The following is a 19,288-nucleotide window of genomic DNA, read 5'->3' on the forward strand; positions in this document are numbered from 1 at the left end:
ACTTCGACGGCCCGGCGACCGCGCGGCCAAGCCGAAGCGCCCACCGGAAACGGTGACCGGCCGTGAGCTATCGTGCACAGTCGCCCGCGGCCCCGCTCATGAGGGCAGGTCGGAACCAGGAGAAACCGCATGTCAGAGGCCATACACGGCAGCACGACCAGCCCCGGCACCGGCCATCCGCCCGCCTCGGCGCGCCGGTCGGCCCGGCCGCTCACCGGGGTGGGCCGCACCGTCGCCCTGGTGCTGTACGTCTGGGCCGCGGCCGCCGTCGTGTCCGGCGTCTCCTTCCTCGTCCCGAGCGCGGAATGGGTCGCCATCTCCGCCGGAGTGGTGCTGTGCCTGCTGTTCGGGGGGCTGCTGCACCTGCTGCACCGAGGCATCTGGCTGGTGCTGCTCGCCGCCGTACCGGCGCTGTTCGTCCTGGTCGGGGCGGTTCAGTACGCGCCCGAACTGGCCCTCGAACGGTACGGGGTCCGCGACAGCGTCGTCGTGGCGGCGGACAGCGCCGCCGGCACCGGCAGCAAGAACCACGAGCTCACCCTGCGCGGATCGGACGGCCGGGAGCTGGCGGAAAAGCTGGGCTATCGCGGCAACGGCGCCCCGGACGTCGGCGAACGCCTCGACATCGTGCGCGACGCACGCGGCAAGGTGCCGATGGAGCAGGCCGACCAGGTCGACGCGGCCGGCCGGCTGGAGGAACTGATCGGCGGCCTCGTCGTCTGGACCCTCCTGGTACTCATGGCCGGCTGGCGGGGCCATGTCGCACGCCGCCGCGATCTGGAGCTCTACGTCGGCGCCCGCTCCTGAGTCACCGCGGCCGGCCCGGGTCGGCGAGTCGCCGGGCCCAAGGAGAGCGCGGAGAACCCGCAGAGCGCGAAGGACACCAAGCCGGCCGAGACCGCCCCGGCCGCCCGCTCCCCTGCGATGCCACCGGTCTGCGCACCGCCGCACGCTGAGCGGGGGTGAGCGCCGCGCAGCGGGCTGCCGCTCTTCGGGGCATCCCGTGGTCGGCCGCCGCGCGGCTTCGGCACGTGGCACGGGGGGCGGGATATCTGTGGGCGCAGGTGGCGGTCGACGGCGACCGCCCGCGCCAGGAAGGCGGAAGACGGTGACCGTACAACCCATCCCCGAGGGGTACCCGCGGGTCACGCCGTACCTCTGTGTCGACGGAGCCGAGGCCGCGATCGACTTCTACGTGGCCGTGCTCGGCGCCGAGGAGCGCATGAGGATGCCGGCCCCCGGCGGGGGGATCGGCCACGCGGAGCTGGCGTTCGGGAAGTCGGTCGTCATGCTCGCCGACGAGTTCCCCGACATGGGGTTCCGCTCACCCAAGGCGATCGGCGGTACGCCGGTCACCCTGCACGTGTACGTGGCGGACGTCGACGCGGTCTTCGCCAAGGCCCTCGCCCGGGGCGCGAAGGAACTGTCGCCGGTCAAGGACGAGTTCTACGGCGACCGCACCGGCCAGTTCGAGGACCCCTTCGGGCACCGCTGGAACGTCGCCTCGCACATCGAGGACGTCTCGGAAGAGGAGATGGGGAAGCGGGCACAGGAGGCGTTGGCCGCCATGGAACAGGGGTCGAACGGCGCCTGATCCATCCGCACCTCGCTCGCTCTTGAAGAAATCCCGAAGCGCGGAACGCCATGATCCACGCGCCCGAACTCCGGCGCACGGCTCCCGCCGCCCGGGACGGGACCGACCCCCGGCAACCCCACGGTTCCCGGGGGCCCGGGCGCCCGATCACCGGCCGCGGGTCGGTCGGCCGGAGGCGAGGGAGACCTCGTGCGCCACCGCCTAGGCGGTCCCGGTCGAGTCCTTGTCGCTGCGGTGGCCGCGGCGGGCGTCGCGGTCGAAGATGCCGAGGATCTCGCACGGGCCGCCTTCGGCGCCGATGGCGTGGGGCAACATGGTGGGGAACTCCGCCGCCTGGTTGGTCTCCACGCGGAAGCGGCGGTTTCCGAGGAGCAGGACGGCTGTGCCGGAGAGGACGACGAGCCACTCGCGGCCCGGGTGGGCGCGCAGGCGCGAAGGGTTGTCCGGCGGCGGTTCCGTCACCCGCTGGCGTACGACGGTCATGCCCGGTTCCGCCTTGATCGGCCAGCGCATCAGTCCGTGGGCACCGTCGATCATCGGGCTGGTGACGACGTCGTCGGTGGCCGTCTCGACGAGCTGGTCGAGTGAGGTGTCCAGGGCTCGGGCGAGGGTGACCAACTGGTCGAGGGCCAGGCGGCGTCGGCCGTTCTCGATGCGGCTCAGTGAGGACTGGCTGAGGTTCGCCCGGGTGGCCAGTTCTTCGAGGGACCACCCCTGAGCGACGCGCAGCGCGCGGATCCTCTTGCGCACCAGGCTGTCCAGCTCACCATCTTCTTGCGTCATAGGCATGAATGTATGCCTCCCTGGCAAGCTCTGCCTACCGTCGACGCATGAACACGCACCAGCCCGCCCAGATGGACGCCGACCCGCGCGGCGCCACCGCCGAGGACGCGCCCGATGCCCGTCGGCGTCGCACGATCCTCATCGCCGTCTGCATCGCCCTCATGGCCGTCATCGCTTCCGTGTCGGGCCTGAACGTGGCCCAGCCGGACCTTGCCGTCGCCTTCGGCGCCTCACAGAGCACCATCCTCTGGATCATCAACATCTACACCCTCACGCTGGCCGCACTGCTTCTCCCGCTCGGCGCGATCGGCGACCGTCTCGGCCGCAAGCCCACCCTGCTCACCGGCCTGGCCGTCTTCGGGGTGGCCAACGTGGCCGCCGCACTCGCCCCCTCGGCGGAGGTCGTGCTCGCCGCGCGTCTGCTCAGCGGCGTCGGCGCGGCGATGATCATGCCCATCACCCTTGCCGTGATCACCACGACCTTCCCCGAGGAGGAGCGCGGCCGGGCGATCGGGGTATGGACCGGCGTGGCCGGCGGTGGCGGGATCCTGGGCATGTTCCTCTCCGCCGCGCTGGTCGACGTGGCGACCTGGCGCTGGCTGTTCGTCCTGCCCCTGGTGCTCGTCGTCGTGGCCTTCGCCATGACGCTGCGATCCGTCCCCGACTCCCGCGAGACCTCGGGACGCTCCTTCGACACCGTCGGCGCCCTGACCTCCGTCGTCGCCGTGGTCGGCCTCGTCTTCGTCCTGCAGGAGGGACCCGAGCGGGGCTGGACCGCACCCGCGACGCTGCTCGGCGGCGGCGTCGGCGTCCTCGCCGCCGTCGGCTTCGTGGCCTGGGAACTGCGCCGCCGGGACGCCGCACTCCTGGACGTGCGCCTCTTCGGCGAGCGTTCCGCCGCCGGCGGATCGATCACCCTGCTGGCGCTCTTCGGCGTCCAGGCGGGCATCTTCGTGGCCCTCTTCCCGTTCTTCCAGGCCGTACTCGGCTGGTCCGGGCTGCTGTCCACCCTGGCGCTGATGCCGATGGCCGTGGCCATGATGGCGGCCTCCGGCCTCGCCCCGAAGGCGGTCGCGCGCATCGGTGCCCGTTCGACCATGGCGACCGGCATCCTGCTGGCCGCCGCCGGTCTGGCGTTCATGGCCACCTTCGTCTCCGTGGCCGGCGGCTACCTCTCCGTTCTTCCCGGCATGCTCGCCATGGGCATCGGCATGGGCATGGCGATGACGCCCTCGACCGAGGCCATCACCGGCTCCCTGCCGCGTGAGCGCCAGGGTGTCGCCTCCGCGCTCAACGACGTCACGCGCGAGTTCGGCACCGCGCTCGGCGTCGCCCTGCTCGGCGCGCTGGTGTCCGCCGGCTACCGCAGCACCCTCGGCACCCGCCTCGAAGGCGTCCCCCCGCTCGACGGCCTCCCCCAGGTCGCGGCCGACGCCGCCCGCGAAGGCGTCGCCAACGCCGTCGAGGCGGCGAACGGAGCCGGCTCCCATGCCCCGGCGCTGATCCGCGCGGCCCAGGAGTCCTTCGTCGACGGCTGGCAGCAGGCGATGTGGGCAGGCGTCGCCGTCATGGCCGCCCTCTTCGTCTCCATCCTCTGCATCCTCGCTCGCGGGCCCAAAAGCCCCGGGGTCAGGGTCGGGGGCAGGGTCGGGGGCAAGGTCGGGGTCGGGGTCGGAACACCTGAAGCGCCTGCATCGCCCCCATCGCCTGGAGCCCTTGAAGCGCCAGGCACGCCTGGCACACCCGTAGCGGATGACCACAGCTTGCGCAGTTTTTCGGAAAGTTCCCCAGAGGGATCGATTCCTTCCGCATGAAGCTGTTCTGAACACTGGTCAGGAACGGTTGAGGGGTTGACCATCATCCATGGGGGGCAGGTTTGGAGGGCCGTGGGCCGGGCATCGTCCGGCCTCATGGCAGTGGCGGCCGTCACCACGTGCGGGAGTGGACACAGCCCGACACGTCCCTCTGCGGGTCGAAGAGAGAAGGAGGTTGGTCCCCATGACAGTGCGCGCCCTCGAGCTGCCCCAGCTGTGGATGCCCTATCCGCTGCGGGTGAATCCGTATCTGTCGGCCCTGCGCGAGGAGAGCGAGACGTGGGCGCGCGAGATGGGCATGCTCGACGGCGAGGAAGGACCGTCGGGCCACCGCGCGATATGGACCCGGGCGCAGTTCCATGCCATGACCGTCGACCAGCTCACCGCCTGGGCCCTTCCCGACGCCTCACTCGCCGACCTCCGGCTCAACCACCGGTTCAATATCTGGGCCCTGGCGTGGGACGACTACTTCGCCTCCGCCTTCAAGCAGACCGGTGACCTTGCCGGCGCGCTGGCCTTCACCGTCCGGCTGCACGAGTTCCTGCGACCGGAGTACGGTGCCCGGTTGCCGGAGCCGGCGAATCCCGTCGAGCGGGGAATCGCCGATCTGCAGCGCCAGTTCTTCCCGCCGAGGCTGGCGCACTGGCGGCACGAGTTCAACCGGGCCCTGGTGCGCTACGTCGACGCGGGAGTCGAGGAGCTGGCCAACAGCCGCGGCGGCCGGGTCCCCCACCTGATCGAGTACGCGCCGTTCCGGCGCGAGAGCTTCGCCGCCCACACCGCCCCCTATTCCGTCGAGTTGGCGACCGGCGCTCGCATCCCCGAGCAGATACGGCAGAGCCGGACCGTACGCGCCTTACTCGATGCCTTCATGGACTTCATGGGGCTGGCGAACGACCTCGCCTCCTACGAACGGGAAGTCCACGAGGAGCACGACGTCAACAACCTGGTCGTGGTCCTCGGCACGTCCCTGGGCATCGCCCTCCACGACGCCGTTCCCGCCGCGCTGAATCTGGTGAACACCCGGCTGCGGGACTTCGAGCACCTCCGGCAGAGCGAACTCCCGCAGCTCGTACGGCGATCCGGACTGGACCACGACGAGCGGGCCGAGCTGGAGACATGGCTCCGGGGTGCCTGCGGTTTCCTCTCCGGCCTCCATGCCTGGTACACCGGAGCACCCCGCTACGCCTCCACCGACGCCACGTTCCAGTAGGTACCGTGGCTCCCCTCCGTCCCGAATCCGACTCCCGCTCCGAGGGGGATACCGACGGACACGCGTCGGTATCCCCCTCGTCCGTGGTGCTCGCCACGGAGCCTGGCCGTGCGGGGCCTATCGCCTCCGCAGGAAGCGCCTGACGCGCGCCCGCCAGGAGGGACGGGCTTCGGGACGACGTACGGGCTCGGCTTCGGACTCGGCCGACGGCCCGGACTCGGCCGCGGGCCCGGCTTCGGCCACCGCCCACGGCGGTGCCGACGGCATCCCGGTGCTCGGGGCGGGCGGGGCCGGCAGCGGGCTCGGTACGTCGAAGACCTGGGGGGCGCGGGCGGCGAAGTTCACGGGCAGTGCCGTCAGGTGCCGGGCCCAGGTGGAGGAGCGCCAGCTGAGGCTCTCCTCGGGGATGGACAGGGCGATGTCGGGAAGCCGGGTGAGCAGGATGTCGATGCCGGTGTCGGCGATGATGCGGCCGATGTCCTGGCCGGGGCACTCATGGGTGCCGGCGCTGAAGGACAGGTGCGCGCGGTTGTGGTGCACCGGGGTCGCGGGGTCCGGGCGGATCGCCTCGTCGACGTTTCCGGCGGCCAGGCCGAGCAGGAGCATGTCTCCCGCCTTGATCTGCTGTCCCCCGAGCGTGGTGTCGCCGTTGGCCCAGCGGCCCGGGCACACCATCAGCGGCGGCTCGTCCCAGAGGACCTGCTCGACGGCTTCGGGCAGGGTCATCTGACCGCCGGCCAGCGACCCGCGGAACCGGGGGTCGGTGACCACCATGCGCAGGACGTTGGACATGAGGTTGGCGGTCGTCTCGTAACCGGCGAGGAGGATGAGGCGCAGGTGGTGCTGCACCTCCTCGTCCGAGAGGTTGGCGGGGTGGGCCATCAGCGCGGACGCGATGTCCTGCCCCGGGCGTACCCGCTTGGCGTCGACGAGTTGCGCGAGGCTCTCCAGGACGTAGGCGTTGCTGGCCAGCGACGTCTCGGTGGCCTTGAAGAGGTCACGGGCGGCGTGCACCAGCCGGGGACCGGCCTCGTCCGACATTCCGAGCAGGTGGGTGAGCGTGAGCATGGGCACGTGCTCGGTGAACTGGCCCACCAGTTCGGCCTCGCCGTCCTCGCAGAAGGTGTCGATCACCTGGTGCGCGATGCGGGTGATGGAACGGCGGACTCCGCGGTGGTCGAACTGGCTGAGGCCGGCCGTGACCGCACCGCGCAGCCGCTGGTGCTCCTCGCCGTCCGCGCAGACGCAGTCGGGACGCCAGCCGATCATCGGCACCAGCGGCGAGGTGGCGGGGTCGATCTCCCCGCTCCGCCAGCCGTGCCAGACCCGGGGGTCGCGGGAGAACTGGGTCGGGCGGCTGGCCACGTCACGGTTCTCCAGGTACCCGAGGACGAGCCAGGCGCGTACGTCGCCGTCGAGCAGCACGGGCGCCACCGGACCGTGCTTGGCACGCAACTCCTCGTACAGGCCCATGGGGTCCGTCTCGGCGGCGCCGCCGTAGAGGCGGGTGGCTCCGCCGGGTCCGGTGGAGGCGTGGGCTGGGCAGCCCGGAGGGGGGATCGCCCCGGGCTTCTCGGTGGTGTGTTCGGCGGGTGGGAGGGTCATTCGGACTCCTGGGCGGCGGCGAGGGTACTCAGGTAGACCATCAGCGACAGCAGGGCGTCACGGCAGGACGCCCGGTCACGTGCGTCACAGGTGACGATGGGCACGGATTCGCTGAGGGCCAGAGCAGTGCGCAGGTCTTCCACGGGGTGGTGCGGAGCCTCCGGGAAGGTGTTGACGGCCACGACGAACGGGACGCGGCGGTCCTCAAGGCGGGTGATGACTTCGAAGCAGACTTCGATCCTGCGGGTGTCGACGAGGACGACGGCGCCGAGCGCGCCTTCGAAGATCCCGTTCCACAGGAACCAGAAGCGCTCCTGTCCCGGCGTCCCGAACAGATAGAGGATCAGCTCCTGGTTGATGCTGATCCGTCCGAAGTCCATCGCGACGGTCGTGGTGTTCTTCCCGTGGGCACCGGGGTTGTTGTCGATCCCCACGCCCGCCTGGGTCATGGTCTCTTCGGTGGTCAGGGGCGGGATCTCGCTCACCGCCCCGACCATGGTCGTCTTGCCGACTCCGAAGCCGCCGACGACCACGACCTTGACTCCCCTGGCGCTGTGGGGAAGGGGCATGTCTGTGCCGCGTGGGCCGGCATCGCGAACGTCAGAGCTTGCGTAGTCCATGGATCACCGCCTCCAGCAGGCCGCGTTCGGGGAATGCCGCGACGGGCACGGGTGCGATGGCCTCGACCCGTTCGTCCTCGACGAGTTGGGACAGCAGCGTGGTGACGACGCTGAACGGAAGGCTGAGGTACGCGGACACTTCGGCCACCGAGAGCGGGTACGCGCACATGGTGAGGATGGCCGCCTGCTCGGGCTGCATCGCGGCGTCGGGCTCGGATCTCGTGGCGATGAGGGTGACCAGGTTGAAGGTGTTGGCCGCGGAACCCGTGCCCCCGGTAATGACGTAGAGCGGAACGGGATCGGTTTCATTCCAGGGGTCCTGGTTCTCCGAGGTCACATCGCCTGCCCGACGTCCTCACGAGGAGGGCTGGTCATGTGCTGGCCGATCCGGACCACCAACGTCCGCATGCGGTCGCCCAGGAGGCCGGCGTCGACCTGGTCGTCGGCGAGCACCGCGAGATACGCCCCCGGACCGGCCGCCATCAGGGAGAAGTAGCCGCCGTCGGCCTCGATCCCGACCATCCGTGTCGAGCCGTCGCCCTGCGGGAACCGCTGCGCGATGGCCCTCGCCAGGCTCTGGATGCCGGAGCAGGCCGCGGCGATCGCGTCGGCGGTGTCGGGCTCCGTGTTCGACTGCCCGATGCACAGGCCGTCCGCCGACAGCACGACGACGTGTCGCACGTACGGGACGCCGCCCACGAGCTCCTTGAGCATCCAGTCCATGTTCGGCAGTGGCAGCATGTTACTCGACCTCATCTGACGGCTCGCTGTGTGGAGTGGAAGGTTCGGCGACCGACCTCTTGTCGCCGTTGAAGGCCTCCCACATGAGACCCGGCTGGCGGGACGTGCCGGAGGTTCCCCGGGAGGCGGCCGGGGTGGGGGGTGTGGGGGCCACCTGGACGATCGGTGTCTGGACGGGGGTCTCCCGTCGTCGCTGCGGAAGTCCGTTGACGGTCTTCCTGACCTCGCCGGTGTCCGTCAGGGCGTCGCCCGGCGGCGTCGGCCTGGGCAGGATCGGGCCGCCCGTGCGCCTCCGTGCGGGCGGCGGCGGGTAGCGCACTGCGGACTGCGGCACGGTGGTGATCAGGTTCCTGGGAACCAGCACCACGGCTCGTACGCCTCCGTAGGCGGAGGTGCGCAGGTCGACTTCGCAGCCGTGCTCGCGGGCCAGCCGGCTGACGACGGGCAGACCGAGCTGCGTCACCTCGCCGAGGCCGGCCAGCTGGATGCCCGAAGCCGACTGCTCCATGATGCGTTCGATGCGCTGCCGGACCTCTTCGGTGAGTCCGACTCCGCGGTCCTCGATCTCGATGGCGATACCGGAGGGCACCTCGCTCGCGGACACCTCCACGGGGGTGTGCGGCGGCGAGAACGTCGTGGCGTTGTCGAGCAGTTCGGCGAGGAGGTGCATCAGCGGCTCGGCTCCCGGGCCGACCACGGCCACGGCCGTCACCGACTGCAGCTTCACGCGGGGGAAGTCGACGATGCGCGACATGGCCCCGCGCAGGACGTCGTAGAGCGGGATCGCCTTCGACCACTGCCGGCCGGGGCGCGCGTCACCGAGGACCGCGATGCTGGCCGCGAGGCGGCCGATCAGCGCGGTGCGGTGGTCGACGCCCTGGAGACCGCGGGAGACCACGAGGTCCGTGCCGTGCAGGATCTGCATGGAGTGCAGGTCCTTGGCGAGCTGGTGCACGATCGCCTGCACCCGGCGCGCGACCGCCACGAGTGCCCGCTGGGAGGAGTCACGGGTGAACTCCTCGGCCTCCACGGCTTCCAGGAGCGTCTGCAGAGCACCCCGGACCGCCTCGGTGAACTCCTCGTCGAGGTGCTCCCCGAAGGTGACGGACCGCAGGATCTCCGAGGCGGGGTCACCCTTCTTCATACGAGCCACAGCCGCCGGGAGAAGCTCTTCGGCGAGCCACACGGTGGTGGCGCGCTGATCGGCCAGGCGCCCGAGCAGCGCGGCCTCGCGTTGCGCGTAGTACTCCTGCGCGTCGGCGGTCGCCCGCTCATAGCGCTCCACGTCCCCCGATCGAAGCCGGCGCACGGTCACGGCCGAGGTGACTGCCGTCAGGACGACCGCGGCCAGACCGCACAAGGCGACTGGTGTCCGTATCTGTGCAGGGGAAAAGAGAAACGCTACGGCAAAGGCTCCCGCCAGAACTCCAGGAGGAAGCAGCCAAACCCGATCGACCGCGGGTGGCCTGGCTCTGGAAATTGAACCTGCACGAACCATCAAGGGGTCCCTAATCAGTCTGGAACGAACGGACTGAGGTGATGCGATGCGCCGACAGGAACGAATCGGGCTTCATTCGGGCAAGTGCCACGTTCCGTCCGCGCACATCACAGCGTTCATGACTCGCTGTGACCGCAGCGCAACACACGGGGGAGCATAGTCAGTTCGGGTTCGCCATGTGACCGTGCTGGAAGGGCTGCCTCCAGTGGTCACTCTCGACGCATAAAACGACCAATCACTGCACCGAAAATGCAATGAAGCGATCAGATATTGACCCCTGCTCATCAAATTTCGCGGCCCCCGAACTGACGACCGCCTGGCGACGCGTCACTGGAAGCTGAGCCGGTGCGGGTGGGCAGGATCGGCCGGACAGGTGTGGACGCGGAGGAGCCCACGACCCAGGTAGACACCGACCGGGTCGATCACGCGCGGGTCGATCGCCCACGGGTCGTCCGCCCCCGCATCATCGGCCGCGGCGCGGTCCTCGACCGGAACCCAGCTCCGGGAGGCTCCATCGCACTCCCCCGCGGCGACGGTGAGCAGGGGCGGCATCGGCGTCCCGCACGCCGAGCAGTCGACGGGGGCGGGATCGGTGAGATGCCAGGAGGCGAAACCGCCGACCTTCCAGCCGGGGGCGATGGAGAGGTCGCTCATGTAGTCGATCTCGCCCTCCTCACCGCCGCCCCCGCCCTCGTCCTCCTCGTCAAGGAGGCTCTCCTCCCAGTCGGAGATCTCCTCCTGAAGGCGCTCGCCGAGCAGACCGAAGTACTCGTGCTCGACGACCTGCTCCGGGTGGACGACGCAGGACGTCGGAACGCACTCCTCGCGGCCGGCGACCGGCGGTTCGGGCTGCGGGGCGAGTACCGCGCCGACGTCGGCGGACCGCCGCCACTTCAGCACCACGTCGATGGTCCGGTCCGGACCGTGGACCTCGAAGGGGCACCAGAACACCTGCAGCAGGTCGCACCCCCGGGGTCCGACGAGGTCCGGTACGTCCCGGGCGTAGAGCTGGGCGACGGCCAGCAGCGGCACGGGGTCCGCGTCCCCGAGCGCCGGGACGTGCGTCGCCCGGGTCATCCCGTCGAGCAGCCGCCGCTCCTCCTCGGTGAAGTCCCGCCCCCGCGCCGCGTCCTGGATGCGTCGTCGGAGCCGTACGTCGGACAGCAGATGACCCCTGCCCTTGGGGTGCACGTCGGTGCAGACGGGCCACGGCTCGTCGGCCGGCCACAGCAGCGGGCCCGCCACCGAGCTCTCCTCGGGCTTCGCGGTGCCTTGCCGGGGATGCAGGCGCGTCGCCGTGCGCCGATACGCGGCGAGGCCGGGGAACAGCGCCTCGATGTCGACGGGGCGCGACGGTGTGGTGCGGGTCATGCGGTTCTCCCGGGCGATACGAGGGGGCGCTGGACGCCGTTCCCGGCACGGGCGGCGGGCTGTTTCCGTGCAAGTCTCCCCCGCTATCAGCCAGGGCCGGATACCTAGGGGGGTATTTGACTTGCCGTGTCGAGTCGCCTTACGGTCGAGCCAAAGATACCCAGGGGGGTATCAAAATCCCGGGAGCCCCGAAAGGATTGCCGTGTTCTTCGCGCAGTACTACCTCGACTGCCTCTCCCAGGCGTCCTACATGATCGGCGACGAGACGACCGGTCGCGCGGTGGTCGTCGACCCACGCCGCGACGTCTCCGAGTACCTGAATGACGCCCGAGCCCACGGGCTCACCGTCGTCGGAGTCATCAACACCCACTTCCACGCCGACTTCGTCGCCGGTCATCTGGAGCTCGCCGACAGCACCGGCGCCTGGATCGGGTACGGCCGCCGGGCCGAGACCGAGTACCCGATACGCAAGCTGGCCGCGGGTGAGCGCATCGCTCTCGGGGACGTCACCCTGGAGATCATGGAGACGCCCGGGCACACCCCGGAGTCGATCAGCGTCCTGGTGTACGAACACGGCGCCGACACCGTCCCTTACGGCGTGCTCACCGGGGACGCCCTCTTCATCGGCGACGTCGGCCGCCCGGACCTGCTCGCCTCCGTCGGGGTCACCGCCGAGGAACTCGGCGCGATGCTCCACGACAGCGTCCAGAACAAGCTGATGCGCCTCCCCGACGAGGTGCGGGTCTTCCCCGCCCACGGGGCCGGCTCCGCCTGCGGCAAAAGCCTCTCCACCGAGAAGCGGTCCACGATCGGGGAGCAGCGCGCCACCAACTACGCCTGTGCGCCGACGAGCCGCGAGGCGTTCGTCGCGCTCGTCACCGCCGGCCAGCCCTCCGCACCGGGCTACTTCGCCTACGACGCCGAGCTCAACCGCAAGGACCGGCACCGGTACGACGCCGCCACTGCGGCGCGACCGCTCTCCCGGGCCGAGTTCGTAGAGCTGCGCCGCTCGGGTGCGGTCGTCGTCGACGCGCGTTCCCCGCAGGAGTTCGCGGCCGGTCACCTGCACGGCGCGGTGAACGTACCCGCCGACGGGCGGTTCGCCGAGCAGGCCGGCACCGTCCTCGACCCCGCCGACCGGCTCGTCGTCGTCGCGCCGGAGAGCCGCGAGGAGGAGGTCGTCACCCGTCTCGCCCGGATCGGCTTCGACCGCGCGGTGGGCTACCTGCGGAACCCGGAGGAGGCCCTGGAGGAGCTGGCCGACGAGGTCACCCCGGCGAGCCGGCTGACCGCCACCCAGCTGCGGGCCGCCCTCGCGAGCGACAACCCTCCCGTCGTCGTGGACGTCCGCACCTGCGGCGAGCGCGAGGCGAACGGCTCCATCGACGGCGCCCTGCACATCCCCCTGAGCGAGCTTCCGCGCCGCACGGAGGAGCTGCCCACCGGCCGCCCCCTCGTCGTGCACTGCGCCGGCGGTCACCGCTCCTCCATCGCGGCCAGCCTGCTGCGACACCGTGGCATCGAGGACGTCTCGGACGTCCTCGGCGGGTACGCGGCCTGGGCCCTGCCCACGGCCCCCTCCGCCGCCTGATCCACCCACCGGTCGTCAGGGGGCTCGCCGCCCTGCTCCGCCGGGGTCGCCCCACTCCCCCTCGCCCCTCCCCCATCTCTCACCTATACCCCCCTAGGTATTCCCTCCCTCGATCCGGAGCCCACGCATGAGCGCCAAGTCCAGCCCCACCCCGACCTCCCTCACCCCCGCCGTCCTGCACCGGCTCGTCCAGGAAGGACGCGCACCGCGCCTGCTCGACGTGCGTACGCCCGCCGAGTTCCGTACGGCGCACATCCCCGGCTCGTACAACGTCCCCCTGGACACCCTGCGCGAGCACCGGGCGGAACTCCGTTCCCACCTCGACGAGGACGTCGTCCTCGTCTGCCGGTCGGGGGGCCGGGCCACCCAGGCCGAGCAGGCGCTCGCCGGGGCGGGGCTGTCGAACCTGCGCGTCCTCGACGGGGGCATGAACGCCTGGGAGGCGGTCGGCGCGCCCGTGAACCGCGGCCCCGCGCGCTGGGACATGGAGCGACAGGTACGTCTCGTCGCCGGTTCCGTCGTCCTGACCACCGGCCTCGTCGGCGTCCTGGTGCCGGGCGTCCATCTGATCGGGACGGCGATCGGAGCCGGCCTGACCTACGCGGCCCTCAGCAACTCCTGCGCGATGGGCGTCCTGCTCTCCAAGCTGCCGTACAACCGCGGCCCGCGTGCTGACATCCGTACGGTGATCGCGGAGCTGCGGAGCACGCCGTGACCGTGCTCGTCGTCGCCGCCTCCCTGCTCATCGGCGTCAGCCTCGGCGTGCTCGGGGGCGGTGGCTCGATCCTCACCGTGCCGATCCTGGTCTTTCTGGCCGGTCAGGGCACCAAGGCGGCGATCGCCACCTCGCTCTTCGTGGTCGGCGTCACCAGCCTGGCCGCCCTGCTCCCGCACGCCCGGGCGCGCCGGATCCGCTGGCGCACCGGCCTGCTCTTCGGCGCGTTCAGCATGGTCGGCGCGTACGGGGGTGGGCGGCTGGCGGAGTACGTGCCCGGCACCGTCCTGCTCGTCGCCTTCGCGCTGATGATGCTGGCGACGGCGGTGGCGATGCTCCGGAGGCGCCGCGAGCAGGATTCGGAGGGGCCCGAGCGGGGCGGTCGGCCCCTCGCGGGCATCGCCGCCAAGGGCCTGGCCGTGGGTGCCGTGACGGGTCTGGTCGGCTCCGGCGGCGGATTTCTCGTCGTCCCGGCCCTCGCGATCCTCGGCGGACTGCCGATGGGTGCCGCGGTCGGCACCTCGCTCCTCGTCATCGCGATGAACTCGTTCGCCGGACTCGCCGGGCACCTCTCGGGCGTGTCGGTCGACTGGGCTCTCGCCCTGACGGTCACCGGCACGGCCGTGGTCGGCAGCCTGGCCGGTGCCCGCCTCGCGGGCCGCATCCCGCAGGACACGCTGAGGACGGCCTTCGGCTGGTTCGTCGTCGTGATGGGTGTCTTCGTCCTGGCACAGCAGCTTCCCCATGACGCCTGGGCTCATCCCGCCACCTGGGCGGTCCTCGGCACCGGATTCGGAAGCGGTCTGACGGCCGTGCTCGCCTCCCGCGTACGGCGCGCCCCGCGGCACCCCTGACGGGGCGCGCGGGGCCACTGCGGCGCAACTCGTCGTGGCGCGCGCCACTGCCGTACGTACTACTGCGGCTCGGTGGCGATCTGGATCAGGTTGCCGCAGGTGTCGTCGAGGACGGCGGTGGTGACGGGGCCCATGTCCAGGGGCTCCTGGGTGAAGCGGACGCCGAGGGCGCTCAGGCGCTCGTACTCCGCCCGCACGTCGTCCACGGCGAACTGGGCGAGCGGGATGCCGTCCTGGACGAGCGCGTCGCGGTACGGCTTGACGGCCGGGTGGCCGGCGGGCTCCAGGAGGAGTTCGGTGCCGCCGCGCTCGTCGGGCGAGACGACGGTGAGCCACCGGTCCGTCTCGCCCAGCGGGACGTCGTGCTTCTTCACGAAGCCGAGGATCTCGGTGTAGAAACGCTCGGCCTTGGCCTGGTCGTCGACGAAGACGCTGGTCAGATGGATCTTCATGGGGTGCTCTCCTCCGGTCCGGACGGGTGGGGCGCGAGCCATCGCCGGGCGATCTCCCGCAACGGGGCCGTGTTCAGGTCGTGAAACTTGTAGCGGCCCTCTCGCCTGGTCTCGACGAGCCCGGCGGCCTCCAGCACGGCAAGGTGCTGGGAGACCGCCTGACGCGAGATGCCGAGCTGGTGCTTCATGCTCAGTCGCGAGCAGATCTCGAACAGTGTCTGTCCGGACTTCTGCGTGAGCTCGTCGAGGATGGTGCGGCGGGTGGGGTCGGCCAAGGCTTTGAAAAGGTCGTCGGCCACGACCCCAGGATAGGCAAGCAGTCACTTGCCTATCAAGTCGGGGGCGTCGTGTCGGCCCCACGCGCTCCTGGGATCAGCCCAGACGGATGTGGTCCACCGCCCAGTACCAGTTGTTTCCGGCGTCGTACATCCGGAAGCGGAGTGTCACCGTGCGGGCCGTCGGCGGGACCGTGAGCTCCTGGCTCACCGCCGTGTTCTCGGCGTCGGGCGAGCCGGGGCCGTACCGCAGCACGATCTGCTCCTCGCCGGAGTCGAAGACCGCGCGGACCTCGGCCTTCTGGTTGCCCTCCTGCCGGTAGTGGGAGTCGAAGTCCACCCGGAGGGTCGTCCGCCCGGCCGGAATCGGGACGGCCGGTGAGACCAGGGTCGAGTCGAAGCGGCCCTTGCTCGCGGGTGCGCCGGTGTCGTCCCAGTCGTCCGGGTCGGCGACCGCGACGATGCCGAGGCCCCGGGTGAAGTTCGGGCGGTTCTGGGCGCCGGCCGACCAGGCTCGGCGGGTGTGGAAGGTCCAGCCCTGGAACATCGGCGTGCCCTGTGGCATCCCCGCCGCATTGACGACCGACCAGCCGTCGGGTGCCGCCGCCGTCCAGCCGAGCACCTGGCCCCGGTTGACCAGCTTCCCGGCGAGCGACTGGAAGTCCTCCGCGAGCAGACGCCCGCTCATCGACGGGGCGATCCGGGCCTGGATCTCGCCGTCGGCGAGGCGCAGGCCGTCCGCCGCCCTGCCTCGGGCGACCGCGAGCAGGCGGGCCGAGCCGTACGCCGGGGCGTCGGAGGGGGCGGTGACGTCCCAGCTCGCGGTGCGCGAGGAGTCGGCGGCCACGGTCTGCGGCGGGGTGTCCCCGACCGGCTTCGCCGTCCAGCCGGACGGCACCGTGAAGGCGATGGTCACGTCCTGGAGGTCGACCGGTCCCCGGTTGGTGACGATGGCGGTGAACCGGGCCGTGGTGCCGCCCGCGACGACCGGTTCGTCACCGGCGGCCGTGCCGACCTCGACGGTCAGGGCGTCGGGCAGGCCCATCGCCGGGTCGGTGACGCCCCGGCGCCGATGCCGTTCGCCGGATCGCCCGCCGGAGGGCTCGGCGAAACGGCCGGCGAAGCGGCGCAGGTACCGCGGGTCGTCGGCGGCGCTCACGGCGACGTCGTACCAGCGCTCGGCCGGCACCCTGAGCTTCACGGTCCGTTCGTCCCGTCCGCCGATCCGGACCTCGCGGACCCCGCCGCCATACGCCAGATCGCCGACGAGGACGGTGCGGGAGCGCCGGCCGCGGTTCTCGATCTCGATCACCAGATACGCGCGGTCGTCGTCGCGCTCCTCCTTGAGCCGGGCCTCCAGCGCGTCGTCCGCGTCACCGCGCAGCTGCCACAGCGAGCCGTTGGGGCCGTGGATCCGCAGGTCGTAGCCGTCGCGCTGGAGGGCACGGGCGCCGGAGAGCCGCTCGCCCGCGCCGACCGTGTAGAAGTCGGGGGTGCTGCCGGGCTCCGCGTACACCTGGAAGACGGCGGCCTGGCGACCCCGGTTGCGGAGGTCCAGTTCCACCGTGCCGTCCCGGACCTCGGAGCGCAGCGAGAGGGCGTACGGCACGGGGCGGGCCGGGCGGGTGCCCCGCTGCTGGCGCGGGAAGAACTGCGGCGAGGGGACCGCGATCGACGGCTTCCCCGCCGCCGCCTGCCCCTTCGCCACATTGCCGCTGGTGTCGGGCAGTTCCGGCCAGACGACGTCCTCGCCGGAGAAGTCGAAGACGGAGGTCAGATCGCCGGCGACAGAGCGGCGCCACGGGCTGATGTTGGGCTCGCGGACCCCGAAGCGGCGCTCCAGGAAGCGGATCACGGAGGTGTGGTCGAGCACGGTGGAGTCGACGACTCCGCCGCGGGTCCACGGGGACACGACGAGCATCGGGACCCGGAGGCCGAGGCCCATGGCGTGCGGCCCCGAGACCAGGGTCTCCCCGGCGGGCAGCGTGTCCGACCAGGTCAGGCTGCCGTCGGCGGCGCGCACCCGGTAGCGCCCGTCCTGGGAGACGACCCGCATCGCCGTGGCGCCGTCCGCCTGCTTCACCCGGACGACGACCTCGCCGTCCACGGACATGGTGGCCTTGCCGCGGTCGGCGGAGAGCGGTGGCACGGGCGGCATGCAGTGGTCGAAGAAGCCGCCGTGCTCGTCGTAGTTGAGGATGAAGACGGTCTTGGCCCACACCTCGGGGTGGTCCGCGAGCGCCTCGATCAGCCGGGCGGTGAGGTGCTCGCCGAACGGCGGGGGCCAGCTCGCGTGCTCGGAGAGGGCCTCCGGAGCGACGATCCACGAGACCTGCGGCAAACGATCGGCGGCTACGTCGGCGCGGAACGCCTCGACCAGCGCGTCGCCCATCTTGTGGCCGTCGCCCTGGTCGGCCGGGGCGCCGGCCATCGCCATGCCCTTGTCGTGGAGCGGCTCGCCGGGCTTGGCCTGCTGGAAGGGCCGGAACCAGGCGAGGGCGTTGTCGTCGTAGTTGTCCCGGGCCTGGTACGTCTTCCAGCTGATCCCGGCCCGCTCCAGGCGCTCGGCGTAGGTGGTCCAGGTGTAACCGCCCGGTATGTAGCTGTTGTTGTAGACGACGGTGTCGTTGACGGTGCCGCCGCTGGTGCCGGTCATGAAGTGGTCGCGGTTGGTGTTGGTGTTGCACTGGACCGACGCGTGGTACTGGTCGCAGACCGTGAAGGTGGTCGCGAGCGCGTTGTAGAACGGCATGTCGGCGGGCTCGTAGTACCCGTGGCCGAGCCAGCCGCTGCTGCGGCCGGTGACGTAGCCGTCGGCGCGCCCGTCGTTCCAGAGCGGGAAGGAGTCGACGAAGCCGAACGCGGGGGCGCCGTTGCGGTAGGCGTTGGTGTGGGCCGCGTTCATCGCGAAGGGGACGAGGTGGCCCTCGGCGCGGGAGGGATCGGGCTGGTGGAAGACCGACCTGCCGTTGACGCCGCGGACGGCGGTACGGTCCCCGACGCCTCGGACTCCGGGCAGCGTCCCGAAGTAGTGGTCGAAGGAACGATTCTCCTGCATCAGGACGACGACATGCTCGATGTCTTCCAGTCGGCCGGGGCGGGCGGGCGCGGCAAGTGCCTCGCGCACGCTCAGCGGGAGCGAGGCGAGCACGGCGGCGCCGGCGGCACCACCGAGCAGCGCGCGGCGGGAGACGTCGGGGGAGGGAGGCATGACGGGGAACTCCTTGGTCTTTCGCATCCGGACCTCCTGGTCCAGACCCGTTATGTTTAGGAGATCTCGGAGTCACGCGCCCGGGCTGCCGGTGAACGGAAGACGAACACCCCTGCCGAATCGATGCACTCCACCTGGATCCGGACACCGGCCCCCGCGGCGGCGCGCACACCGGCGCCCTCGGGCCGGAGCGGCCTCCGGAACCGAGGCGTTGTCAGTGCCTCGCGATAGCTTCGATCTTGTTCGATCGGTTGTCCGAGAGGGGCTAATTCGTGGGTGCCGAGCGTACGTTGAGGGTCGTTCTGGTCGATGTCAACGACGAGGTGGTGGCGGCCTGGCGGTCCGCGTTCGCGGACACGCCCGAGGTGGAGATCCGGCGGGGCTCGCTTCTCGATGTGGACGTCGACGCGTGGGTGTCCCCCACCAACGCACGGGGCCGGATGGACGGTGGGGTCGACGCCGTCGTCAAGCGGCACCTCGGCGCCGGTATCCAGGTGCGGGTGCAGCGGGCGATCCGCGACCGGTTCGGCGGGAGCCTGCCGGTGGGCAGCGCGGTGTGCGTCCCGTCCGGGGCGGCCGTACCGCGGTATCTGATCTCCACGCCGACCATGCGGCAGTCCTCGCAGAACGTCAGCGAGACGATGAACGTGGCGCTGGCCTGCGCGGCGGCGTTCCAGGCGGTGCACCTGCAGAACCGGGCGAAGCCCGGCAGCATCAGGTCGGTGGCGCTCGTGGGGATGGGCGCGCAGACGGGTCGGGTGCCCGCGCAGGTGTGCGCCAATCTCATGTGGACGGGCTACTCCCTGTTCCACGATCACGGGTTCGCGGACTACGACGAGTTGCGGGCCGCGGTGCTGGGGCAGCTCGACGACATCGAGGGAGCGGGGTCCGCACGGCGGGTCCGGATCAACGTCCCGCGGCGTCCTTCCTTTCGTCGCTGACGCGAAGGCT

The 19,288-nt window shown here is 71.2% G+C and carries 18 protein-coding genes; 8 read left to right on the forward strand and 10 right to left on the reverse strand.

Going from position 1 to position 19,288, the window contains the following annotated elements; genetic code table 11:
- The first annotated feature begins 129 nt into the window (after positions 1–129).
- Both OG514_RS35755 and OG514_RS35760 read left to right on the forward strand, forming a co-directional pair.
- Positions 130–807 carry a hypothetical protein gene (locus OG514_RS35755; protein WP_266901932.1) on the forward strand — a complete coding sequence of 226 codons (678 nt, stop codon included), beginning with the start codon at positions 130–132 and terminating at the stop codon, positions 805–807.
- Between the two features lie 301 nt (positions 808–1,108).
- Entirely contained in the window at positions 1,109–1,594 is a 486-nt protein-coding gene (locus OG514_RS35760) for a VOC family protein (protein WP_266901934.1), read from the forward strand.
- Positions 1,595–1,795: 201 nt separating this feature from the next.
- On the opposite strand, the gene OG514_RS35765 is transcribed toward OG514_RS35760, so the two are convergent.
- Entirely contained in the window at positions 1,796–2,377 is a 582-nt protein-coding gene (locus OG514_RS35765; protein WP_266901936.1) for a helix-turn-helix domain-containing protein, read from the reverse strand.
- Between the two features lie 47 nt (positions 2,378–2,424).
- Here OG514_RS35765 and OG514_RS35770 point away from each other — a divergent pair, with 47 nt between their 5' ends.
- Both OG514_RS35770 and OG514_RS35775 read left to right on the forward strand, forming a co-directional pair.
- Positions 2,425–4,191 (forward strand): MFS transporter, encoded by a 1,767-nt coding sequence (locus OG514_RS35770; RefSeq protein WP_266901938.1) that lies wholly within the window; start codon positions 2,425–2,427, stop codon positions 4,189–4,191.
- A 184-nt stretch (positions 4,192–4,375) separates the two neighbouring features.
- Positions 4,376–5,404 carry a hypothetical protein gene (locus tag OG514_RS35775; protein ID WP_266901940.1) on the forward strand — a complete coding sequence of 343 codons (1,029 nt, stop codon included), beginning with the start codon at positions 4,376–4,378 and terminating at the stop codon, positions 5,402–5,404.
- 117 nt (positions 5,405–5,521) lie between these two features.
- Here the strand turns inward: OG514_RS35775 and OG514_RS35780 are convergent, their stop codons facing one another.
- The 6 genes from OG514_RS35780 to OG514_RS35805 all read right to left on the reverse strand — a co-directional run bounded on the left by OG514_RS35780 (position 5,522) and on the right by OG514_RS35805 (position 11,239).
- The gene (locus tag OG514_RS35780) at positions 5,522–7,009 is read right to left on the reverse strand and encodes a cytochrome P450 (RefSeq protein ID WP_266901942.1); all 1,488 of its coding nucleotides are present in this window, start codon (positions 7,007–7,009) and stop codon (positions 5,522–5,524) included.
- On the reverse strand, positions 7,006–7,629 hold the full coding sequence (locus OG514_RS35785) for an ATP/GTP-binding protein (RefSeq protein ID WP_266901944.1): 624 nt from the start codon (positions 7,627–7,629) through the stop codon (positions 7,006–7,008). Before OG514_RS35785 ends, OG514_RS35780 begins: the two co-directional genes overlap by 4 nt.
- Positions 7,610–7,966 carry a DUF742 domain-containing protein gene (locus OG514_RS35790; protein WP_266901946.1) on the reverse strand — a complete coding sequence of 119 codons (357 nt, stop codon included), beginning with the start codon at positions 7,964–7,966 and terminating at the stop codon, positions 7,610–7,612. The genes OG514_RS35785 and OG514_RS35790 overlap by 20 nt, the downstream gene beginning before the upstream one ends.
- Positions 7,963–8,370 carry a roadblock/LC7 domain-containing protein gene (locus OG514_RS35795; RefSeq protein WP_266901948.1) on the reverse strand — a complete coding sequence of 136 codons (408 nt, stop codon included), beginning with the start codon at positions 8,368–8,370 and terminating at the stop codon, positions 7,963–7,965. The genes OG514_RS35790 and OG514_RS35795 overlap by 4 nt, the downstream gene beginning before the upstream one ends.
- A gap of 1 nt (position 8,371) precedes the next feature.
- Positions 8,372–9,655 carry a sensor histidine kinase gene (locus OG514_RS35800; protein WP_266901950.1) on the reverse strand — a complete coding sequence of 428 codons (1,284 nt, stop codon included), beginning with the start codon at positions 9,653–9,655 and terminating at the stop codon, positions 8,372–8,374.
- A 540-nt stretch (positions 9,656–10,195) separates the two neighbouring features.
- Entirely contained in the window at positions 10,196–11,239 is a 1,044-nt protein-coding gene (locus OG514_RS35805; RefSeq protein ID WP_266901952.1) for a hypothetical protein, read from the reverse strand.
- Between the two features lie 202 nt (positions 11,240–11,441).
- Between OG514_RS35805 and OG514_RS35810 the strand changes: the two genes are divergently transcribed.
- The 3 genes from OG514_RS35810 (at position 11,442) to OG514_RS35820 (ending at position 14,399) form a co-directional block, all read left to right on the forward strand.
- Positions 11,442–12,830 carry a rhodanese-like domain-containing protein gene (locus OG514_RS35810; protein WP_266901954.1) on the forward strand — a complete coding sequence of 463 codons (1,389 nt, stop codon included), beginning with the start codon at positions 11,442–11,444 and terminating at the stop codon, positions 12,828–12,830.
- A gap of 127 nt (positions 12,831–12,957) precedes the next feature.
- Positions 12,958–13,545 (forward strand): rhodanese-like domain-containing protein, encoded by a 588-nt coding sequence (locus OG514_RS35815; protein WP_266901956.1) that lies wholly within the window; start codon positions 12,958–12,960, stop codon positions 13,543–13,545.
- Positions 13,542–14,399, forward strand: coding sequence for a sulfite exporter TauE/SafE family protein (locus OG514_RS35820; RefSeq protein WP_266901958.1), 858 nt, complete (start codon positions 13,542–13,544; stop codon positions 14,397–14,399). The genes OG514_RS35815 and OG514_RS35820 overlap by 4 nt, the downstream gene beginning before the upstream one ends.
- 59 nt (positions 14,400–14,458) lie before the next feature.
- On the opposite strand, the gene OG514_RS35825 is transcribed toward OG514_RS35820, so the two are convergent.
- From OG514_RS35825 to OG514_RS35835, 3 genes are all read right to left on the reverse strand, one after another.
- Positions 14,459–14,851, reverse strand: coding sequence for a VOC family protein (locus tag OG514_RS35825; RefSeq protein ID WP_266901960.1), 393 nt, complete (start codon positions 14,849–14,851; stop codon positions 14,459–14,461).
- The gene (locus tag OG514_RS35830) at positions 14,848–15,150 is read right to left on the reverse strand and encodes a helix-turn-helix transcriptional regulator (RefSeq protein ID WP_266901962.1); all 303 of its coding nucleotides are present in this window, start codon (positions 15,148–15,150) and stop codon (positions 14,848–14,850) included. The genes OG514_RS35825 and OG514_RS35830 overlap by 4 nt, the downstream gene beginning before the upstream one ends.
- Positions 15,151–15,223: 73 nt before the next feature.
- Positions 15,224–18,364 carry a phosphocholine-specific phospholipase C gene (locus OG514_RS35835; protein WP_266901964.1) on the reverse strand — a complete coding sequence of 1,047 codons (3,141 nt, stop codon included), beginning with the start codon at positions 18,362–18,364 and terminating at the stop codon, positions 15,224–15,226.
- Positions 18,365–18,609: 245 nt separating this feature from the next.
- Here OG514_RS35835 and OG514_RS35840 point away from each other — a divergent pair, with 245 nt between their 5' ends.
- Positions 18,610–19,278 (forward strand): macro domain-containing protein, encoded by a 669-nt coding sequence (locus tag OG514_RS35840; RefSeq protein ID WP_266901966.1) that lies wholly within the window; start codon positions 18,610–18,612, stop codon positions 19,276–19,278.
- Positions 19,279–19,288: the final 10 nt, after the last annotated feature.

This window comes from Streptomyces sp. NBC_00572 (genome assembly GCF_026341815.1).
Classification (GTDB): Bacteria; Actinomycetota; Actinomycetes; order Streptomycetales; family Streptomycetaceae; genus Streptomyces.

Excerpts from the sequence above, each read along its gene's own strand:
- OG514_RS35825 (WP_266901960.1), bottom strand. The coding sequence starts at position 14,851 with ATGAAGATCCATCTGACCAGCGTCTTCGTCGACGACCAGGCCAAGGCC.
- OG514_RS35835 (WP_266901964.1), bottom strand. The coding sequence starts at position 18,364 with ATGCGAAAGACCAAGGAGTTCCCCGTCATGCCTCCCTCCCCCGACGTC.
- OG514_RS35795 (WP_266901948.1), bottom strand. The coding sequence starts at position 8,370 with ATGCTGCCACTGCCGAACATGGACTGGATGCTCAAGGAGCTCGTGGGC.
- OG514_RS35765 (WP_266901936.1), bottom strand. The coding sequence starts at position 2,377 with ATGACGCAAGAAGATGGTGAGCTGGACAGCCTGGTGCGCAAGAGGATC.
- OG514_RS35780 (WP_266901942.1), bottom strand. The coding sequence starts at position 7,009 with ATGACCCTCCCACCCGCCGAACACACCACCGAGAAGCCCGGGGCGATC.
- OG514_RS35805 (WP_266901952.1), bottom strand. The coding sequence starts at position 11,239 with ATGACCCGCACCACACCGTCGCGCCCCGTCGACATCGAGGCGCTGTTC.
- OG514_RS35770 (WP_266901938.1), top strand. The coding sequence starts at position 2,425 with ATGAACACGCACCAGCCCGCCCAGATGGACGCCGACCCGCGCGGCGCC.
- OG514_RS35785 (WP_266901944.1), bottom strand. The coding sequence starts at position 7,629 with ATGGACTACGCAAGCTCTGACGTTCGCGATGCCGGCCCACGCGGCACA.
- OG514_RS35775 (WP_266901940.1), top strand. The coding sequence starts at position 4,376 with ATGACAGTGCGCGCCCTCGAGCTGCCCCAGCTGTGGATGCCCTATCCG.
- OG514_RS35755 (WP_266901932.1), top strand. The coding sequence starts at position 130 with ATGTCAGAGGCCATACACGGCAGCACGACCAGCCCCGGCACCGGCCAT.
- OG514_RS35815 (WP_266901956.1), top strand. The coding sequence starts at position 12,958 with ATGAGCGCCAAGTCCAGCCCCACCCCGACCTCCCTCACCCCCGCCGTC.